At 70.2% G+C, this 13610-nt stretch carries 14 protein-coding genes; 11 read left to right on the top strand and 3 right to left on the bottom strand.

Annotated features, from left to right (window positions below):
• Positions 1-26 precede the first annotated feature (26 nt).
• The gene (locus ACIQM0_RS18255) at positions 27-773 is read right to left on the bottom strand and encodes a dienelactone hydrolase family protein (protein ID WP_401287594.1); all 747 of its coding nucleotides are present in this window, start codon (positions 771-773) and stop codon (positions 27-29) included.
• A gap of 204 nt (positions 774-977) precedes the next feature.
• On the opposite strand from ACIQM0_RS18255, the gene ACIQM0_RS18260 reads away from it, so the two are divergent.
• The 5 genes from ACIQM0_RS18260 (at position 978) to ACIQM0_RS18280 (ending at position 7261) form a co-directional block, all read left to right on the top strand.
• Positions 978-2024 carry an ABC transporter permease gene (locus tag ACIQM0_RS18260; protein ID WP_401287596.1) on the top strand — a complete coding sequence of 349 codons (1047 nt, stop codon included), beginning with the start codon at positions 978-980 and terminating at the stop codon, positions 2022-2024.
• A 66-nt stretch (positions 2025-2090) separates the two neighbouring features.
• Positions 2091-3254 (top strand): sugar ABC transporter substrate-binding protein, encoded by a 1164-nt coding sequence (locus ACIQM0_RS18265; protein ID WP_401287599.1) that lies wholly within the window; start codon positions 2091-2093, stop codon positions 3252-3254.
• 77 nt (positions 3255-3331) lie between these two features.
• Positions 3332-4867: a sugar ABC transporter ATP-binding protein gene (locus ACIQM0_RS18270; protein WP_401287602.1), complete on the top strand. Its 1536-nt coding sequence runs from the start codon at positions 3332-3334 to the stop codon at positions 4865-4867.
• Positions 4864-5910, top strand: coding sequence for an amidohydrolase family protein (locus tag ACIQM0_RS18275; RefSeq protein ID WP_401287605.1), 1047 nt, complete (start codon positions 4864-4866; stop codon positions 5908-5910). The genes ACIQM0_RS18270 and ACIQM0_RS18275 overlap by 4 nt, the downstream gene beginning before the upstream one ends.
• A 25-nt stretch (positions 5911-5935) precedes the next feature.
• Complete coding sequence (locus tag ACIQM0_RS18280) at positions 5936-7261, top strand: DUF3500 domain-containing protein (protein WP_401287607.1); 1326 nt, start codon at positions 5936-5938, stop codon at positions 7259-7261.
• Between the two features lie 12 nt (positions 7262-7273).
• On the opposite strand, the gene ACIQM0_RS18285 is transcribed toward ACIQM0_RS18280, so the two are convergent.
• Positions 7274-7933 carry a GntR family transcriptional regulator gene (locus tag ACIQM0_RS18285; RefSeq protein WP_401287609.1) on the bottom strand — a complete coding sequence of 220 codons (660 nt, stop codon included), beginning with the start codon at positions 7931-7933 and terminating at the stop codon, positions 7274-7276.
• Positions 7934-7983: 50 nt separating this feature from the next.
• On the opposite strand from ACIQM0_RS18285, the gene ACIQM0_RS18290 reads away from it, so the two are divergent.
• Genes ACIQM0_RS18290 through ACIQM0_RS18310 form a run of 5 tightly spaced genes read left to right on the top strand, consistent with a single transcriptional unit; the run spans position 7984 to position 11861 of the window.
• Positions 7984-8739 carry a hypothetical protein gene (locus tag ACIQM0_RS18290; RefSeq protein ID WP_401287611.1) on the top strand — a complete coding sequence of 252 codons (756 nt, stop codon included), beginning with the start codon at positions 7984-7986 and terminating at the stop codon, positions 8737-8739.
• Positions 8736-9446, top strand: coding sequence for a GntR family transcriptional regulator (locus tag ACIQM0_RS18295; protein ID WP_401287613.1), 711 nt, complete (start codon positions 8736-8738; stop codon positions 9444-9446). Before ACIQM0_RS18290 ends, ACIQM0_RS18295 begins: the two co-directional genes overlap by 4 nt.
• Positions 9447-9448: 2 nt before the next feature.
• The gene (gene hpaH / locus ACIQM0_RS18300; protein ID WP_401287615.1) at positions 9449-10234 is read left to right on the top strand and encodes a 2-oxo-hept-4-ene-1,7-dioate hydratase; all 786 of its coding nucleotides are present in this window, start codon (positions 9449-9451) and stop codon (positions 10232-10234) included.
• The gene (locus ACIQM0_RS18305; protein WP_401287617.1) at positions 10219-11025 is read left to right on the top strand and encodes an HpcH/HpaI aldolase/citrate lyase family protein; all 807 of its coding nucleotides are present in this window, start codon (positions 10219-10221) and stop codon (positions 11023-11025) included. The genes hpaH and ACIQM0_RS18305 overlap by 16 nt, the downstream gene beginning before the upstream one ends.
• A gap of 11 nt (positions 11026-11036) precedes the next feature.
• Complete coding sequence (locus ACIQM0_RS18310; protein WP_401287620.1) at positions 11037-11861, top strand: siderophore-interacting protein; 825 nt, start codon at positions 11037-11039, stop codon at positions 11859-11861.
• A 455-nt stretch (positions 11862-12316) separates the two neighbouring features.
• Here the strand turns inward: ACIQM0_RS18310 and ACIQM0_RS18315 are convergent, their stop codons facing one another.
• Positions 12317-12826, bottom strand: a complete 510-nt coding sequence (locus ACIQM0_RS18315; protein ID WP_401287623.1) for a hypothetical protein — start codon at positions 12824-12826, stop codon at positions 12317-12319.
• Positions 12827-13344: 518 nt separating this feature from the next.
• Here ACIQM0_RS18315 and ACIQM0_RS18320 point away from each other — a divergent pair.
• On the top strand, positions 13345-13581 hold the full coding sequence (locus tag ACIQM0_RS18320; protein ID WP_401287624.1) for a hypothetical protein: 237 nt from the start codon (positions 13345-13347) through the stop codon (positions 13579-13581).
• The last annotated feature ends 29 nt before the right edge of the window (positions 13582-13610 follow it).

Raw genomic sequence — 13610 nt, forward strand, 5'->3', positions numbered from 1 at the left:
GTCGTTTGAGGGGGATGGGTGGGCGGTCAGGAGGCCGGAGCGGAGAGCTCGGCGAGGAAGCCGGTGGTCGCCGCCCAGGCACGCGCGGCGCTGCGCGCGTTGTGGGCGAACACCTCGGGCTCGGGGGAGGCGGCGGCCTTCGGGCTGGTGAAGGCGTGGGTGGTGTCGCTGTAGAGGTGGAACTGGTGGTCCAGCCCGGCGGAGCTCAGGTGTTCCTCGAGCCGGTGCCGCTGGGGAGGCGTCGCCATCGGGTCGTCGGTGCCGATCATCAGCAGCACGGAGCCCGATCCCGGAGTGCTCCAGTCCTGGTCGAGCAGGTCGAGCCCGGGATGCACCGCGGCGACGCCGGCCACGACTGCCCCGGTGCGGAGGTACTCGAGGGCCGAGGAGCCGCCGAAGCAGTAACCGAGGAGGGCCAGTGGACGGCCGGTGAACTCCGGCTGCGCGTCGAGCGCCGCGTGGGCGGCGGCGACGCGACCCAGCCATCGGTCGCGGTCCTGGGCCATGGCACCGATCAGCGGGCCGATCTCGGTGACCGAGGCAGGCGTGGCGCGCTCGCCCCACACGTCGGCCAGAAACACCGGATGCCCGGCCGCGGTGAGCCGCATCGCGTTGCCGATCATCTCCGCGCTGATGCCGAAGGCGTCGTGGATGAGGAGGACCGCGGCGGCGGAGGAGTCGCCGGCCGCTCCGCCCCGAGGTGCCATGGCCAGACCCAGCATGCGGGTCCCCTCGTGCTGGTACTCGACGTCACGGCCGACTGCCTGGGTCACGGTTCCCTGCCTCTCCGAGTACGGGATATGGCTTGCGCCACACGGTGATCCGAAACCGTAGGTCAGATCGTGTACGATTTCAACCACGATTTTTGATGGCATCAGGCCTTGTGTTGCAGGCGATTCTGTATATGGTTTCGTACACGATTCTGAAAGTGTTCGGCACCACAGCCCGTACGTACCAGTCAGGGAGCGCCCGATCCCATGTCAGAGATGCCCACGGCCGCCGGGCCGACCACCACCACCGTGACGTCGCCGCCCGCCCCGGCCTCCGCCCCGGCCGCCCCTGGGAAGCACAGCAGCGGCGGGGTCTGGTTCGCCTCCCGATTCGCCGTCATCGGCGTCTGGATCGCGCTCGCGGTCCTCTTCTCGGTCCTCCGTCCCGACACATTCATGACGTCGGGCAGCCTCAAGGTGATCTTCGGCAGTCAGAACCAGGCGGCGCTCGTCTTTCTGACCGCCGCCCTGCTCTGCACGATCGTCGTCGGTGAGTTCGTCGACATGTCGGTCGCCTCCAACTTCGGGCTCGCCGCCATCATGCTGACGACCCTCCACGTCAACCACGGGTGGAGTGTGGGTGCGGCGGTGCTCGCCTCGCTCGTCCTGTCCACCGCGGTGGGTGCCGTGAACGGCTGGCTGGTGGTCAAGGTCGGCGTCAATACCATCGTGGTGACGCTCGGCATGGGCACCTTCCTCCTCGGAATCGCGCTATGGGTCTCCGACCTGATGCCGGTCAGCGGCCTCCCCACGGATTTCAAGGACATCGCGCTCCAGCCGGTCGCCGGCCTTCCGATCAGCTTCTTCTACGGGCTCGTGCTCATGCTCGGGTTCGCCTACGTTCTGCACTTCACGCCGCTGGGCCGCACCATGCGCTTCGTCGGTGAGAGCCGTGAGGTCAGCCGGCTTGCCGGTGTGCGCGTGACCCGGGTCCGCATCGGGGCCTTCACGACCGCGGGCCTCATCGCCGGTGTGGGAGGGGTGCTCTCCGCTGCGGCCACCGGCGGCTTCGACCCCAACGTGTCGCAGAGCTACCTGCTGCCGATCTTCGCGGCGACCTTCCTCGGCACGGCGATCCTGCAGCCGGGGCGGTTCAATCCGATGGGCACCCTCATCGCTGTCTTCTTCCTGGCGACCGGCGTGCTCGGGCTCCAGCTCCTGGGCGCGACCTCGTGGGTCACGAGCGTCTTCTACGGCGGCGTCCTCGTCGTCGCCGTCACCATCTCGACCGTGCTGCGCAGCCGTTTGCGCTGATCACCCGCCGGTCGCTCTTCTGGATCAGCGGCACCGCGTCACTCTCAGCAAACAATGGAGTTCGCCATGAGACCCGCACGTCCCACCCCTCGGCGACGCGCCCGCACCTGGGCCACAGCCGCAGGCATCGTCCTCCTCGCCGGTCCCCTCGCCGCCTGTGGCGGTGACTCGCAGGACACCGCGTCCGCCGACGCCGGCGGCTCGGCCTACGCAGCCGGCGACAACCTGGTCACGGCGATGAAGCCGCTGGACGCCTACCCCGTCCCGACGGAGAAGCTCGACAACGTCGACTCCGTCGCCGGAAAGACGGTCTTCTACGTCCCGATCACCAAGCAGGCACCGCAGTTCACCACCACCGAGAAGACCCTCGCCGCCGCCGCCAAGACCGTGGGCCTCCGCCTCCAGGTCTGCGACGGCAAGGGAACGCCGACCGACATCGGCGGCTGCATAAGCCAGGCGACGGACGCCAAGGCCGCGGCCATCATCACGGACGCCATCCCGTACGCGCTGGCGGCCAACGGTCTCGACGCCGCGCAGAAGGCCGGCATCCCGGTCGTCATCAGCAACCAGGTGCCCGACCCGTCCCACCCGGCCTCCAAGACGCTCACCTGGGTGCGGGTCCCCGGGAGCGAGCAGCAGATCCGCCTCTTCGACTGGATGGCCTCGGACTCCAAGGGCAAGGCCAACACCCTGGTCAACCAGAGCTCCGACGGCCTGTCGCCCGCCAGTTACGTCGCCGACGGCAAGGCCGCGCTGAAGAAGAGCTGCCCCGACTGCAAGCTGACGGTCAACAAGGTCACGTCCTCCAACTTCGCGCTCATCCCCTCCTCGACCAGCGCCGTGCTGCTCAAGGACCCGACCATCAACTACGTCGACGCGCAGTTCGAGCAGTACCTGCAGCCGACCCAGGGCGGTGTCCAGCAGACATCGCGTACGGACATCAAGGTCGTCACCGGCTCCGCCTCCCTCGGCGGCATGAAGGCCCTCAAGTCCGGTTCGCTGGCGGCCGTCACCGCCCAGGCCGCGGCCTTCCAGGGCTGGGTCGACACCGACGCGGCGCTGCGCCTGATCCTCGGCAAGCCGGTGCCGGAGTACGACATTCCGACCCGTCTGTTCACCAAGGACAACATCGGCGACGTCAAGCTGACCGAGGAGGCCGAGCTCTCCGGCGAGTGGTTCGGCCCGGCCACCTTCACCGACGACTTCAAGAAGCTGTGGGGCGTCGCGTGAGCGGGCTCCATGACCAGGCCCCGGTGGGACGGACCGGTCTCCCGCCGGCCCCTCGCCTCGCTGTCGAGGGGGTCACGATGACCTTCGGCAGCGCCTCGGTCCTGCGCGACGTCGCCATGGACGTGCGTCCCGGAGAGATCCACGCCCTCATCGGGCAGAACGGGTCGGGCAAGTCCACCCTCGCCAAGATCCTCACCGGCCTCTACTGCCCCGACGCAGGCAGCCGTGTCACGGTCGACGGCGTCGGCCTGCAGCTCCCGGTCCGGCCCGACGAGTCCCGTGCCGCGGGGGTCGCGGTCGTGCACCAGAACCTCGGCCTGGTGCCGGACGCCACCGTGCTGGAGAACACCCGGATCGGCCGGTTCAAGGGCTCGCGCTTCCTTCGCCGGATCGACTGGAAGGCCGAGGCCGCGGCGACGCAGGCCGTCTTCGAGCGACTCGGCGCGCGCAGCGTTCCGCTCGACGCCAAGGTCGCCGATCTGCATGAGGACGAGAAGGCGGTCGTCGCGATCGCCCGTGCCGTGCAAGACCTTGAGGACGGCCGTGGAGTCATCATCTTCGACGAGTCGACGCGTGCTCTCGGCCGTGAGTCGCTCGAGCGGTTCTACGCCCTGCTCGACCGCATCGTCGCGACCGGCACCTCGGCCCTGCTCATCACGCACCGCCTGGAGGAGGTCGTGGAGGCCGCCGACCGGGTCACCGTGCTCCGCGACGGCGAGATCGTCGTGGCCGGCAAGGAAGTCGAGGGCATGACGAAATCCGACCTCGCTCACCTCATGCTCGGGCGCGAGGTCGAGGGCCTCGAGCACCGCACGGCGGCCGACGCCGCGGCCGACGCCGCCCCCGTCGTGGTCGACCGCCTCACGGGACGCGCCGTGCGCGAGCTGTCCCTGCGTATCCGACCCGGTGAGGTCGTCGGCCTCACGGGCCTCGGCGGGTCGGGCCACGACGACGTCCCTTATCTGATCAGCGGCGTCAGCAAGGCGAAAGGCGGCACCGTGACCCTGCCCGCAGGGCAGGTCGCGCTCAAGGGCCTGTCGCCGGCCTCGGCGATCAAGAGCGGCATCGCGCTCGTCCCGGAGGGCCGTGAGTCGGCCGGTCTCGTCGGCGGGATGACCGTGACGGAGAACATCTCGTTCCCGCAGACCTGCGCCGCGAGTGCCTCCGGCAAGGTGCGGCCGCTGCGGAGCGGAGCCGAGAAGCGGCTGGCGGCCGACTGGATCGAGCGCCTCGACGTGCGACCCCCGTGGCCGCACGCGGTGCTCGAGAACATGAGCGGGGGCAACCAGCAGAAGGTGCTCCTGGCCAAGTGGCTCGCGACCGACCCGGCGCTGCTGGTGCTCCACGAGCCCACCCAGGCCGTCGACGTGGGCGCGCGCAAGACCATCGTCGAGGCGGTCCGTGGGGCCGCTCGCGAGGGCCGCGCCGTTCTCGTCGCCAGCTCCGACGAGAACGAGCTCGCGCTGCTGTGCGATCGCGTACTCGTCTTCAGCGACGGTGTCGTCGGGTGTGAGCTCACGGGTGAGCTCACACCGCATGACATCGTCCGGACCATCTACACCGACAGCTCGCGCACCAAGCTGCGCGAGCACAGCCCGCAAGGAGCGTCATGACCGTCGTCGACATCAACATCCACCACCTGCCCGAGGACCTCTTCACCAACGAGAAGATCCTCAACGGCTTCCTCAACAGTGCTCCGCGCGGCTTCGGCGAGGTCGCCGACGTCATCACCATGGAGGACGGCAGGAAGCAACTGGTCCTGGAGAAGCCGAAGGGCTACCCCAACCTCAACTACGTCGAGGGCGACTACTCGACCGAGGCGAAGCTGAACGCGATGGACGACGCCGGCGTCGACTACGGCATCATGCGAGTCCCGGTCTGGCAGGAGTGGCTCGGCCTCGAGACCTGCAAGGCGGTCAACGACAACGCCGCCAAGATCGTCGCCGAGTCGAACGGGCGTCTCTTCTCGACCGCCTGCGTCCCGCCGTGGGGCGGCAAGGAGAACATCTACGAGCTCGAGCGCTGCCTCGACAACGGCGCCGTGGGCGTCCAGCTCGCCTGCCACTACGGCCAGCTCTACCTCGACGACGAGGCGTTCAAGCCCTATCTCAAGGTGCTCAACGACAAGAAGGTCCCGGTCATCGTCCACCACACGCCGCTCCCGGTGGAGTGGAAGTCGGTCATCGACTACCAGAACTTCCGCCGTGAGTACGGTCGCATCATGGACCAGGGCATCGCGGTCGGGCGCGAGCTCTTCAGCGGCATGTTCGACGAGTTCCCCGACCTCAAGTTCATCCACACGATGCTCGGCGGCAACTGGTTCGCGGCCACGGCTCTGCTCACCCCGCGCGCACCCAAGGCCGGCGAGGCGATGCAGCGCCTGTCGACGACCGGTGGCGACAAGATCAAGCAGTACCTCGAGAACAACCTCTTCTTCGACCTCACCCACCCGCACTCCTGGGGCAAGATCCAGGTCGAGGCGGCACTGAAGATCAACGGCGCCGACCACTACATGTTCGGCTCCTCGTTCCCCGTCTTCCGCTCCTGGATGAGCCAGGGCGTCGACTTCGTCAAGAACGAGCTCGACATCAGCGACGCCGATCGCGAGGCCGTGTTCCACGGCAACGCGAAGAAGATGTTCAACCTCCCGATCTGACCCTCACCCGAGCAGAGCGAGACCGATGAACGCCACACCTGACGAGGACATCGACGGCTTCTTCACGACCTCCCGCACGACGGGCCGTGAGGAGGCGGTCGAGCTCACCGACGAGAGTTATCGCACCTTCCTGCTGGGCCTCGACGACCCCAAGCTCACCGAGGTCCGCGGGATGACCTACGAGGAGTTCGCCCAGGACCGCTACCAGGCACCCTTCCTGCGCGACCTCCTCGTCCACTGGGACGGCCTCTACCGTGAGCCGTTCGTCGGGATCACCTCCGACGGCGCGGTGCGCGAAGGGCTCTACGCCCTGCCGGGCACCGCGCGGTCGGACACCGGGAGCGAGCCCTCGGAGGCAGCCGTTCGCTTCCTCGGGATGCTCACGCCCGGCGAGCTGGACGCGGTGTGCCACGACATCGACGCACCCCAGTGGCGGGCATGGAGCAACCCCGAGTTCATGGTCTACCGCGTGGGACTGAGGATGGAGGTGCTCGCCGACGACACGACGTCGGCGATCCACGACATCCTCCGCGCGTCGCTGAGTTCCGACGGCTATGCGCAGGTCTCGGGTGCGATGGAGCTCAACGGCCACCTCGGCGAGCTGACCGGCCTGCCCACGGTCATGAACCGGCACAGCTACTGGTTCTCAGTCTTCGGCGACCCGTCGACGGGCGCGCGGGGTGAGCCGTGGGGCTGGCAGCTCTTCGGCCACCACGTGGCCATCAACTTCGTCTCCGTGGGCGGCCGGCACGTCATCGCACCGGTCTTCCTCGGGGGCGAGCCCGCGCTCATGGACGACGAGGCCGGCGTCCAGGAGCCGCTCTTCGGGACGCGAGAGCGGCTCGCCCTGGAACTGGCCGGTTCCCTCACGGCCGCTCAGCGCGCCCGGGCCGTCGTCTTCGAGTCCGTACTCGACCCGGCGATGCCGGAGGGACGACTGCACCCCGCCGACGAGCGGCACGTCGCGGGCGCGTTCCGTGACAACCGTGTGATCCCGTACGAGGGGGTTTTGGCGGACGAGCTCGACGACGCGCAGCGCCGCCTGCTCCGCCGCGTCGTCGCCGACTTCCTGCACCTGCTGGTCGAAGGGCAGCGGGAGCTCGCGCTGGCGGAGTACGACGCGCACGTCGACGAGACCTGGTTCTCCTGGTACGGCGCGACGGACGGCTCCCAGCCGTTCTACTTCCGGGTGCACAGCCCGGTGCTGATCGCTGAGTTCGATGACCACGCCGGGGTCTGGCTGAGCAACAGGCTGCCCGCCCGGTTCCACGTGCACACGACGCTCCGGCATCCCAACGGCAACGACTACGCCAAGGCGCTCATCGCCCGGTGGCGCGAGCGGGGCGAGTGATCCGTGCCCCCTTCAGAACCGCTGGTCGGGCAGGGTGGCCTCGTACTTCGTGACCGCCTCGATGGTGTTGACCTCGTGCTGCTTCGCGGCCGCCTCGATGGCCTCGGCCGACGCGCCCGACTCGATGAGCTGGAGGATGCCCTCGTGCTCGGCGATGGCGGCCTGGGCGCGCCCGGGGGCGTACCAGAAGGCCGACCTGCGGACGATTTCGAGCCGGGCCCACTCGTTGTCGACCATGTCGACGAGGCGGCGGTCGGGGCAGCGGCACGCGAGCAGCCGGTGGAACTCCCGGTTGAGCCGTCCGAAGCGGGCCGGGTCGAAGTCGGCGAGCGCCTCCTTCATCTGCCGGTCCAGTGTGTGGGCCGCTGTCAGGTCGGCCTCGCTCAGGTGGGGCGCCGACAGGGCCGTCGCGTAGCCGCCGAGGCGCGCCACGATCTGCAGGCCCCGCTGCCACGCGTCGGTGTCGAACGTCGCCACCAGCGCGCCGACATTGGGCACGATCTCCACCCAGCCCCCGGCCTCGAGCCGGCGCAGCGACTCGCGCCACGGCACCGAGCTGATGCCGTGCTCGCGCACCAGCTGGTCGATGACCAGGCGGTGCCCAGGTCCATAAGTGCCGTTCATGATCCGTTCCTTGAGGATCATGAATGCCTGTTCGGTCTTGGTCGCCATGAAGCGAATCCAACCACAATTCCGTACACGATATTGAAGCGAGCTCTCCCTTGAACAGCACACCCGCCTCCCCCCTGACCCCGGCGCTGCGGGCCAAGCTCGAGTCGGCGCCCGTCGCCGGACTCTCGGCCCAGCTGCGCCGCCGGGGCCTCGAGGGCGTGTTCATCGACGGCGTCCGTCCCCTGGTGGCGGGACAGAAGTTCGTCGGCACCGCCCGGACGCTGCGTTTCGTCCCCTTCCGCGAAGACCTCTTCATCAGCCATGGCGCCGGTTACAACGCACAGAAGCGTGCCTTCGACTCCGTGGAGGAGGGCGAGGTTCTCGTCATCGAGGCGCGCGGCGAGAAGGGATCGGCCACGCTCGGCGACATTCTCGCGATCCGCGCCCATGCCCGCGGCGCCGCGGCCGTCGTGACCGATGGCGGGGTGCGCGACGCCGAGACCGTCGCCACCGTGGGCATCCCCGTCTTCACGGCGGGGCCGCACCCCGCCGTGCTCGGCCGCAAGCACGTCCCCTGGGACGCCGACCTCACCATCGCGTGCGGCGGTGCCACCGTGCAGCCCGGCGACATCCTCGTCGGCGACGCCGACGGGGTCGTCGTGATCCCGCCGGGGGTCGCGGCGGAGATCGCCGACGCCGCCATCGCCCAGGAGGAGGAGGACGGCTGGATCGCCCGGAAGGTCGCCGGGGGACACCCCGTCGAGGGGCTCTTCCCGATGAACGCCGAATGGCGGGCGAGGTACGCGGCCGAACGCTCCGCCCGGCCGGACACTGCGCCGTCGGACACGGTGCGGACCACCTCGTGACCCGGACCCGGCCGGCACCGGCCGCGAGCAAGTCGCGGGTCGCCTACGAGTGGATCCGTGAGCGGATCACGTCCGGGGCGTTCGGTCCCGGCTACCGCCTCGTCCTGACGGCGCTCGCCACCCAGCTCGGCATGAGCGTGGTGCCGGTCCGCGAGGCCATCAGTCACCTCACGGCCGAGGGGCTGGTGACCTTCGAGCCCAACGTCGGCGCGAGCGTCTCCATGGTCGACCCGGACCGCTACATCCACGCGATGGAGGTCATCACCGTGCTCGAGAGCGCGGCGACGGCGCTCTCGACGCCGCACCTCACCCGGCGGGACCTGGCGCACGCCCGTGAGCTCAACGCGGCGATGCGCGGCGGGCTCAGCGATTTCGACTTCCGGCACTTCAGCGCCCTCAACCAGGAGTTCCACCACACCCTCTACTCCGGGTGCCCCAACCCCCGGCTCCTCGAGATGGTCGACGCGGAATGGTCCCGGCTGGGCCACATGCGCGACTCGATCTTCGGGTTCGTCCCCCACCGGCCCCGAGAGTCCGTGTGCGAGCACGACGACCTGCTCGACCTCATCGAGGGGGGCGGGACGTCCGACCGGATCGAGCAGGCCGTGCGCCGGCACCGCACCGGCTCCCTCGACGCCTTCCGCACCCACAAGACCCATGGCGCCCACCGCAGTGACCGCAGTGACCGCGTCAACCAAGGAGCCTGACCGTGCTTCCCGACCAGACCCTCACCGAGCTCGCCGCCGAGCTCGAGCGGGCCCACGGCGACCGCGCCGTGCTGCCGCGCATCACCGCCCGGTACCCCGAGGCGACGGTGGAGGACTCGTACGCCATCCAGGGGTTCTGGCGCGACCGGCGGATCGCGGCCGGCCGCCGCGTCGTCGGCCGCAAGATCGGTCTGACGTCCAAGGCCATGCAGGCGGCGACGGGCATCACAGAGCCGGACTACGGCGTGATGTTCGACGACACCGTCTGGGAGAACGGCGCTGTCGTGCCGTTCGACGAGTTCTCCAACGTCCGCATCGAGGTCGAGCTCGCCTTCCTGCTCAAGGCGCCGCTGAAGGGTCCCCACTGCACCGTCTTCGACGTGCTCCGTGCGACGGAGTACGTCGTCCCGGCGCTGGAGATCCTCAACTCGCACCTGGAACTCGAGGGACGCACGATCGTCGACACCATCGCCGACAACGCCGGGTACGGCGGCCTGGTGCTCGGCGGGAACCCCGTCGCGCCCGACGCGGTCGACCTGCGCTGGATCTCCGCGCTGCTCTACCGCAACGAGACGATCGAGGAGACCGGCGTCGCCGCCGGTGTGCTCAACCACCCCGCCACGGGCGTCGCGTGGCTCGCCAACAAACTCCACCAGCACGGCACCGGCCTCGACGCCGGCGAACTGATCCTCGCCGGATCCTTCACCCGGCCGATGTGGGTGTCGCGCGGCGACACGGTGCTCTGCGACTACGGAACGATGGGAACGATCTCGTGCAGCTTCCGGTGAACCTCCCGGCGACCTTTCGCGAGGCGCTCGCCGCCTCCGACCGCCCCCTCATCGGCATGTGGGTGTGCAGCGGCAGCCCGCTCGTCGCCGAGATCTGCGCGGGCAGCGGCCTCGACTGGCTGCTGATCGACATGGAGCACGGGCCCAACCAGCTCGATTCGGTGCTCGTGCAGCTCCAGGCGGTCGCCGCCCACCCGGTCAGCCCGCTCGTCCGGGCGCCGGGCCTGCTGCCGGTCATGATCAAGCAGATCCTCGACCTCGGTGCCCAGAACATCCTGATCCCGATGATCGACACTCCGGAGCAGGCCGAGGCGGCCGTGCGGGCGGTGCGCTACCCACCGCGCGGCGACCGCGGGGTCGGATCGGCCCTCGCGCGGTCGGCCCGGTGGAACCGCGTCGACGACTACCTGGCCAACGGGGACGACCACGTCTCGCTCTTCGTCCAGATCGAGTCGGTCGCCGGAGTCGGGAACGCAGCCGAGATCGCCGCGGTCGACGGCGTCGACGGTGTCTTCGTCGGTCCGTCCGACCTCGCCGCGTCGATGGGCCTGATCGGCCGTCAGACCCACCCCGACGTGGTGGTCGCGGTCGAGCGGGCCTTCGAGGCCGTCCGCGGCGCCGGTAAGCCCGTCGGCGTCAACGCCTTCGACCCGGTCGTCGCGTCCGCCTATCTCGGCCAGGGGGCGTCGTTCGTCCTCGTCGGCGCCGACGTCGCCATGCTCGCCCGAGGCTCCGAAGCCCTGGCCGAGCGGTTCATCGGCGCGCCCGGCCCGGGCCGCGCCGGCAAGTGAAGGAGCACCTCTTGTCCCTCCCCCCGGACTACGGCCGTCCCCGATCCCAAGGCCGCCCCGGTGGCCCACGCCGCCGGCCGCCGCGCCACGTCGAGGTCGTCGACGTCAAACCGCTGACCCCTCGGACGGTGGCGGTGGTGTTCGCCGGCGAGTCCCTCGCCGACTTCGCCGAGCCCGCACCGACGGCGCACATCAAGCTCTTCCTGCCGGACACCGAGGGCAACGTCGCGCGGCCGGTGGTCGGCCCGGACGGCCACCTCGAATGGCCCGACGGCCGACCGACGATGCGGACGTACACCCCCCGGCGCTTCGATGCCGGGGCCGGCACCCTCGAGGTCTGGTTCGTGCTGCACGGCGACGGGCCCGCCGCGTGGTGGGCCGCGCAGGCCGAGCCCGGCAGCCGCGCCGCCATCGGCGGCCCGGCCGGCCGCTTCTCCGTCGATCCGACAGCGACCTCATGGTGGATCGGCGGCGACGAGAGCGCCCTGCCCGCCATCGCCACTCTGCTCGAAGCGCTGCCGGACGACGTCACCGGTCAGGTGCACCTGGAGGTCGAGGGCCCCGAGACCCGCATCGGCTTGCCGGCGCATGCGGGTGTCGAGGTGACCTGGCACCACCGGGTGGGCGAGCCGGGCGCTGCGCTCGTCGATACGCTCCACCGAGATGGCCTCGGGGACGACACGCACGTCTGGATCGCCTGCGAGGCGTCGGCGGTTCGCAAGGCCAGGTCGTACCTCCTCGGCGACCGGGCGCTGCCCCGCCCGCAGACAACGACGCGTGGCTACTGGCGCGTGGGCGAGGCCAACCACCCCGACCACGACTTCGGCGAGGACTGACGGACGTGCCCGTCGTGAGCCGGCGGGTGAAGCCGTCCGGTCCCGCCCGCTGATCGCCCCCGGCCGCCCTGGCGAGGCCGTGCGAACAGCGAGATCAGGCGCGCGCCGCCGGTGGCGCACCCGCTCGTCGAGCGCGTGGCGGCGGCCGGGACGCCCCGCCGGGCGGCTCACGGCCGAATGATGACGTCGGCGAGCGCGCGGCCGTGACGCCCATATGACGCTCCGGCCCGGGGCAGGCCGTTCCGATACCGGGGAAGCAGCCTCTGAACCGCAGAGATCCTGGCGTTCGGATCACCGGCGGATCTTGGCCTCCTGCCGCGGGGCCGGGGCTTGCCGGGCTCGGACCGGAGCGCTGCGGCCGTCATCGCTCGCCCCCGTTCACGAAGGGGCGACGCCGGTGCGGACCCCCTTCCCGACCAGTACGACGCTCTCGTGCCGGGTGCCGGGTGCGGCTGTCAGGCCACTGCGAGCGCGGCGCGGGCGTCGACGCGCTGGTGATGGCGGCGCATGACCTGCCGGGCGACCGGCTGGGCGAGCAGCGCCTCGACGAGGAACGCGATGGTGCAGTTCCGCGGCCACAGGTGGGCGAACTGCTCAAGGGGCTCGGTGGACACCTGCCGCGTCCCGATCCACGTGCCGACCACCGTCATCACGAGCGAGATCAGCAGAACGCTGCACAGGGCGTTCAAGATCATATGGGCGCGGAAGCTGTCGCCCGGGCGCACGAGTCGCGAGGTGAGCAGCTGGGCGGGCTTCATCGTCAGCAGCACGACGGCCACGACCGCGACCAGCAGGACCGGCATCACCCGCAGCAGATCGGTCCACATGGCCACGGTGAAGCCGGCGGTCAGGCCGCCGATCGCCACCGGGATGGTGTTCACCGAGATCAGGGCGATGACCAGCATGAACGTTACGGATTCCTTCGGGTTGCGCGGCAGGTGGGTGTGAAAGGGGTTGTCGCTCACAGTGCAGCTCCTCGTTGTTTGATAGGGAGACCGGCAATAAAAAAACAGCGCCCGTCTCCCGAGCTGACTCGGGAGACGGGCGCTGTTTCGAAGTGCTTGTACGCGCCGGGCTTCGCAGCAAAGAATACAGGCCCGCAGCGTCTGTCGCGGACGAGGACGGCGACGTGCGGCCTCTGCTCATTCCTACGGCAGGGCTCGGACCCCGAGACTTGCGAAGCTGCTCGGCAGCCTGACGTCACCGTTGGCGCCTCTGCCGCAGCGGTACGGCGAGTGACCGCTCCCGCCGCCGAGCGGAGTGCTTGATTCAGCCCACCGTGGCAGGCGTGGTCGGCCAGTGATCATGGTCTGCTGCCGCTTGGGAGCGGTTTCGGCCCGTCCTCGGCCCGTCCTCGGCTGCGCGTCCGGAGCCGTAGACGGGCGCGGGTGGGGGCGCGGGTCCTGCCGCGGATTCCGCTGTGGCGGGCGGCGCCGGAGCGGGTGGCGGGGCGGCGCGCTCGGGGCGGTGGCGGCGCGGGCGGGTGACGGCCGGGTTCGCCGCCTTGACGGCGGTGCTGCTGGTGTTCCCCCGGATGGTGCCGAACACCCCGGGCCGGCTGGGCAGTCTGCTGGAAGCGTTCCCTCCCAGGCTGGCGCTGTGCGTCGTTCCGCTGCTGGCGGTGGCGCGGCGTTCGGCCACCGCGCTGGTCGCGTCGGTGCTGGCGGCGTGGGCGTACGCGTTCGGCGGGCTGTTCCTTGAGGCGCCCGCGCCCTTTTGACGTACGAGAAGGTGCTCGCGCCGCAGTGC

Origin of the sequence: Streptomyces sp. NPDC091387, from assembly GCF_044756945.1 — a bacterium.
In the GTDB taxonomy this organism is placed as follows: Bacteria; Actinomycetota; Actinomycetes; order Streptomycetales; family Streptomycetaceae; genus Streptomyces.

Bases quoted from the DNA above. Each gene is read 5' to 3' on its own strand.
- ACIQM0_RS18285 (WP_401287609.1), bottom strand. From the start codon at position 7,933: ATGGCGACCAAGACCGAACAGGCATTCATGATCCTCAAGGAACGGATC.
- ACIQM0_RS18275 (WP_401287605.1), top strand. From the start codon at position 4,864: ATGACCGTCGTCGACATCAACATCCACCACCTGCCCGAGGACCTCTTC.
- ACIQM0_RS18265 (WP_401287599.1), top strand. From the start codon at position 2,091: ATGAGACCCGCACGTCCCACCCCTCGGCGACGCGCCCGCACCTGGGCC.
- ACIQM0_RS18270 (WP_401287602.1), top strand. From the start codon at position 3,332: ATGACCTTCGGCAGCGCCTCGGTCCTGCGCGACGTCGCCATGGACGTG.
- ACIQM0_RS18260 (WP_401287596.1), top strand. From the start codon at position 978: ATGTCAGAGATGCCCACGGCCGCCGGGCCGACCACCACCACCGTGACG.
- ACIQM0_RS18280 (WP_401287607.1), top strand. From the start codon at position 5,936: ATGAACGCCACACCTGACGAGGACATCGACGGCTTCTTCACGACCTCC.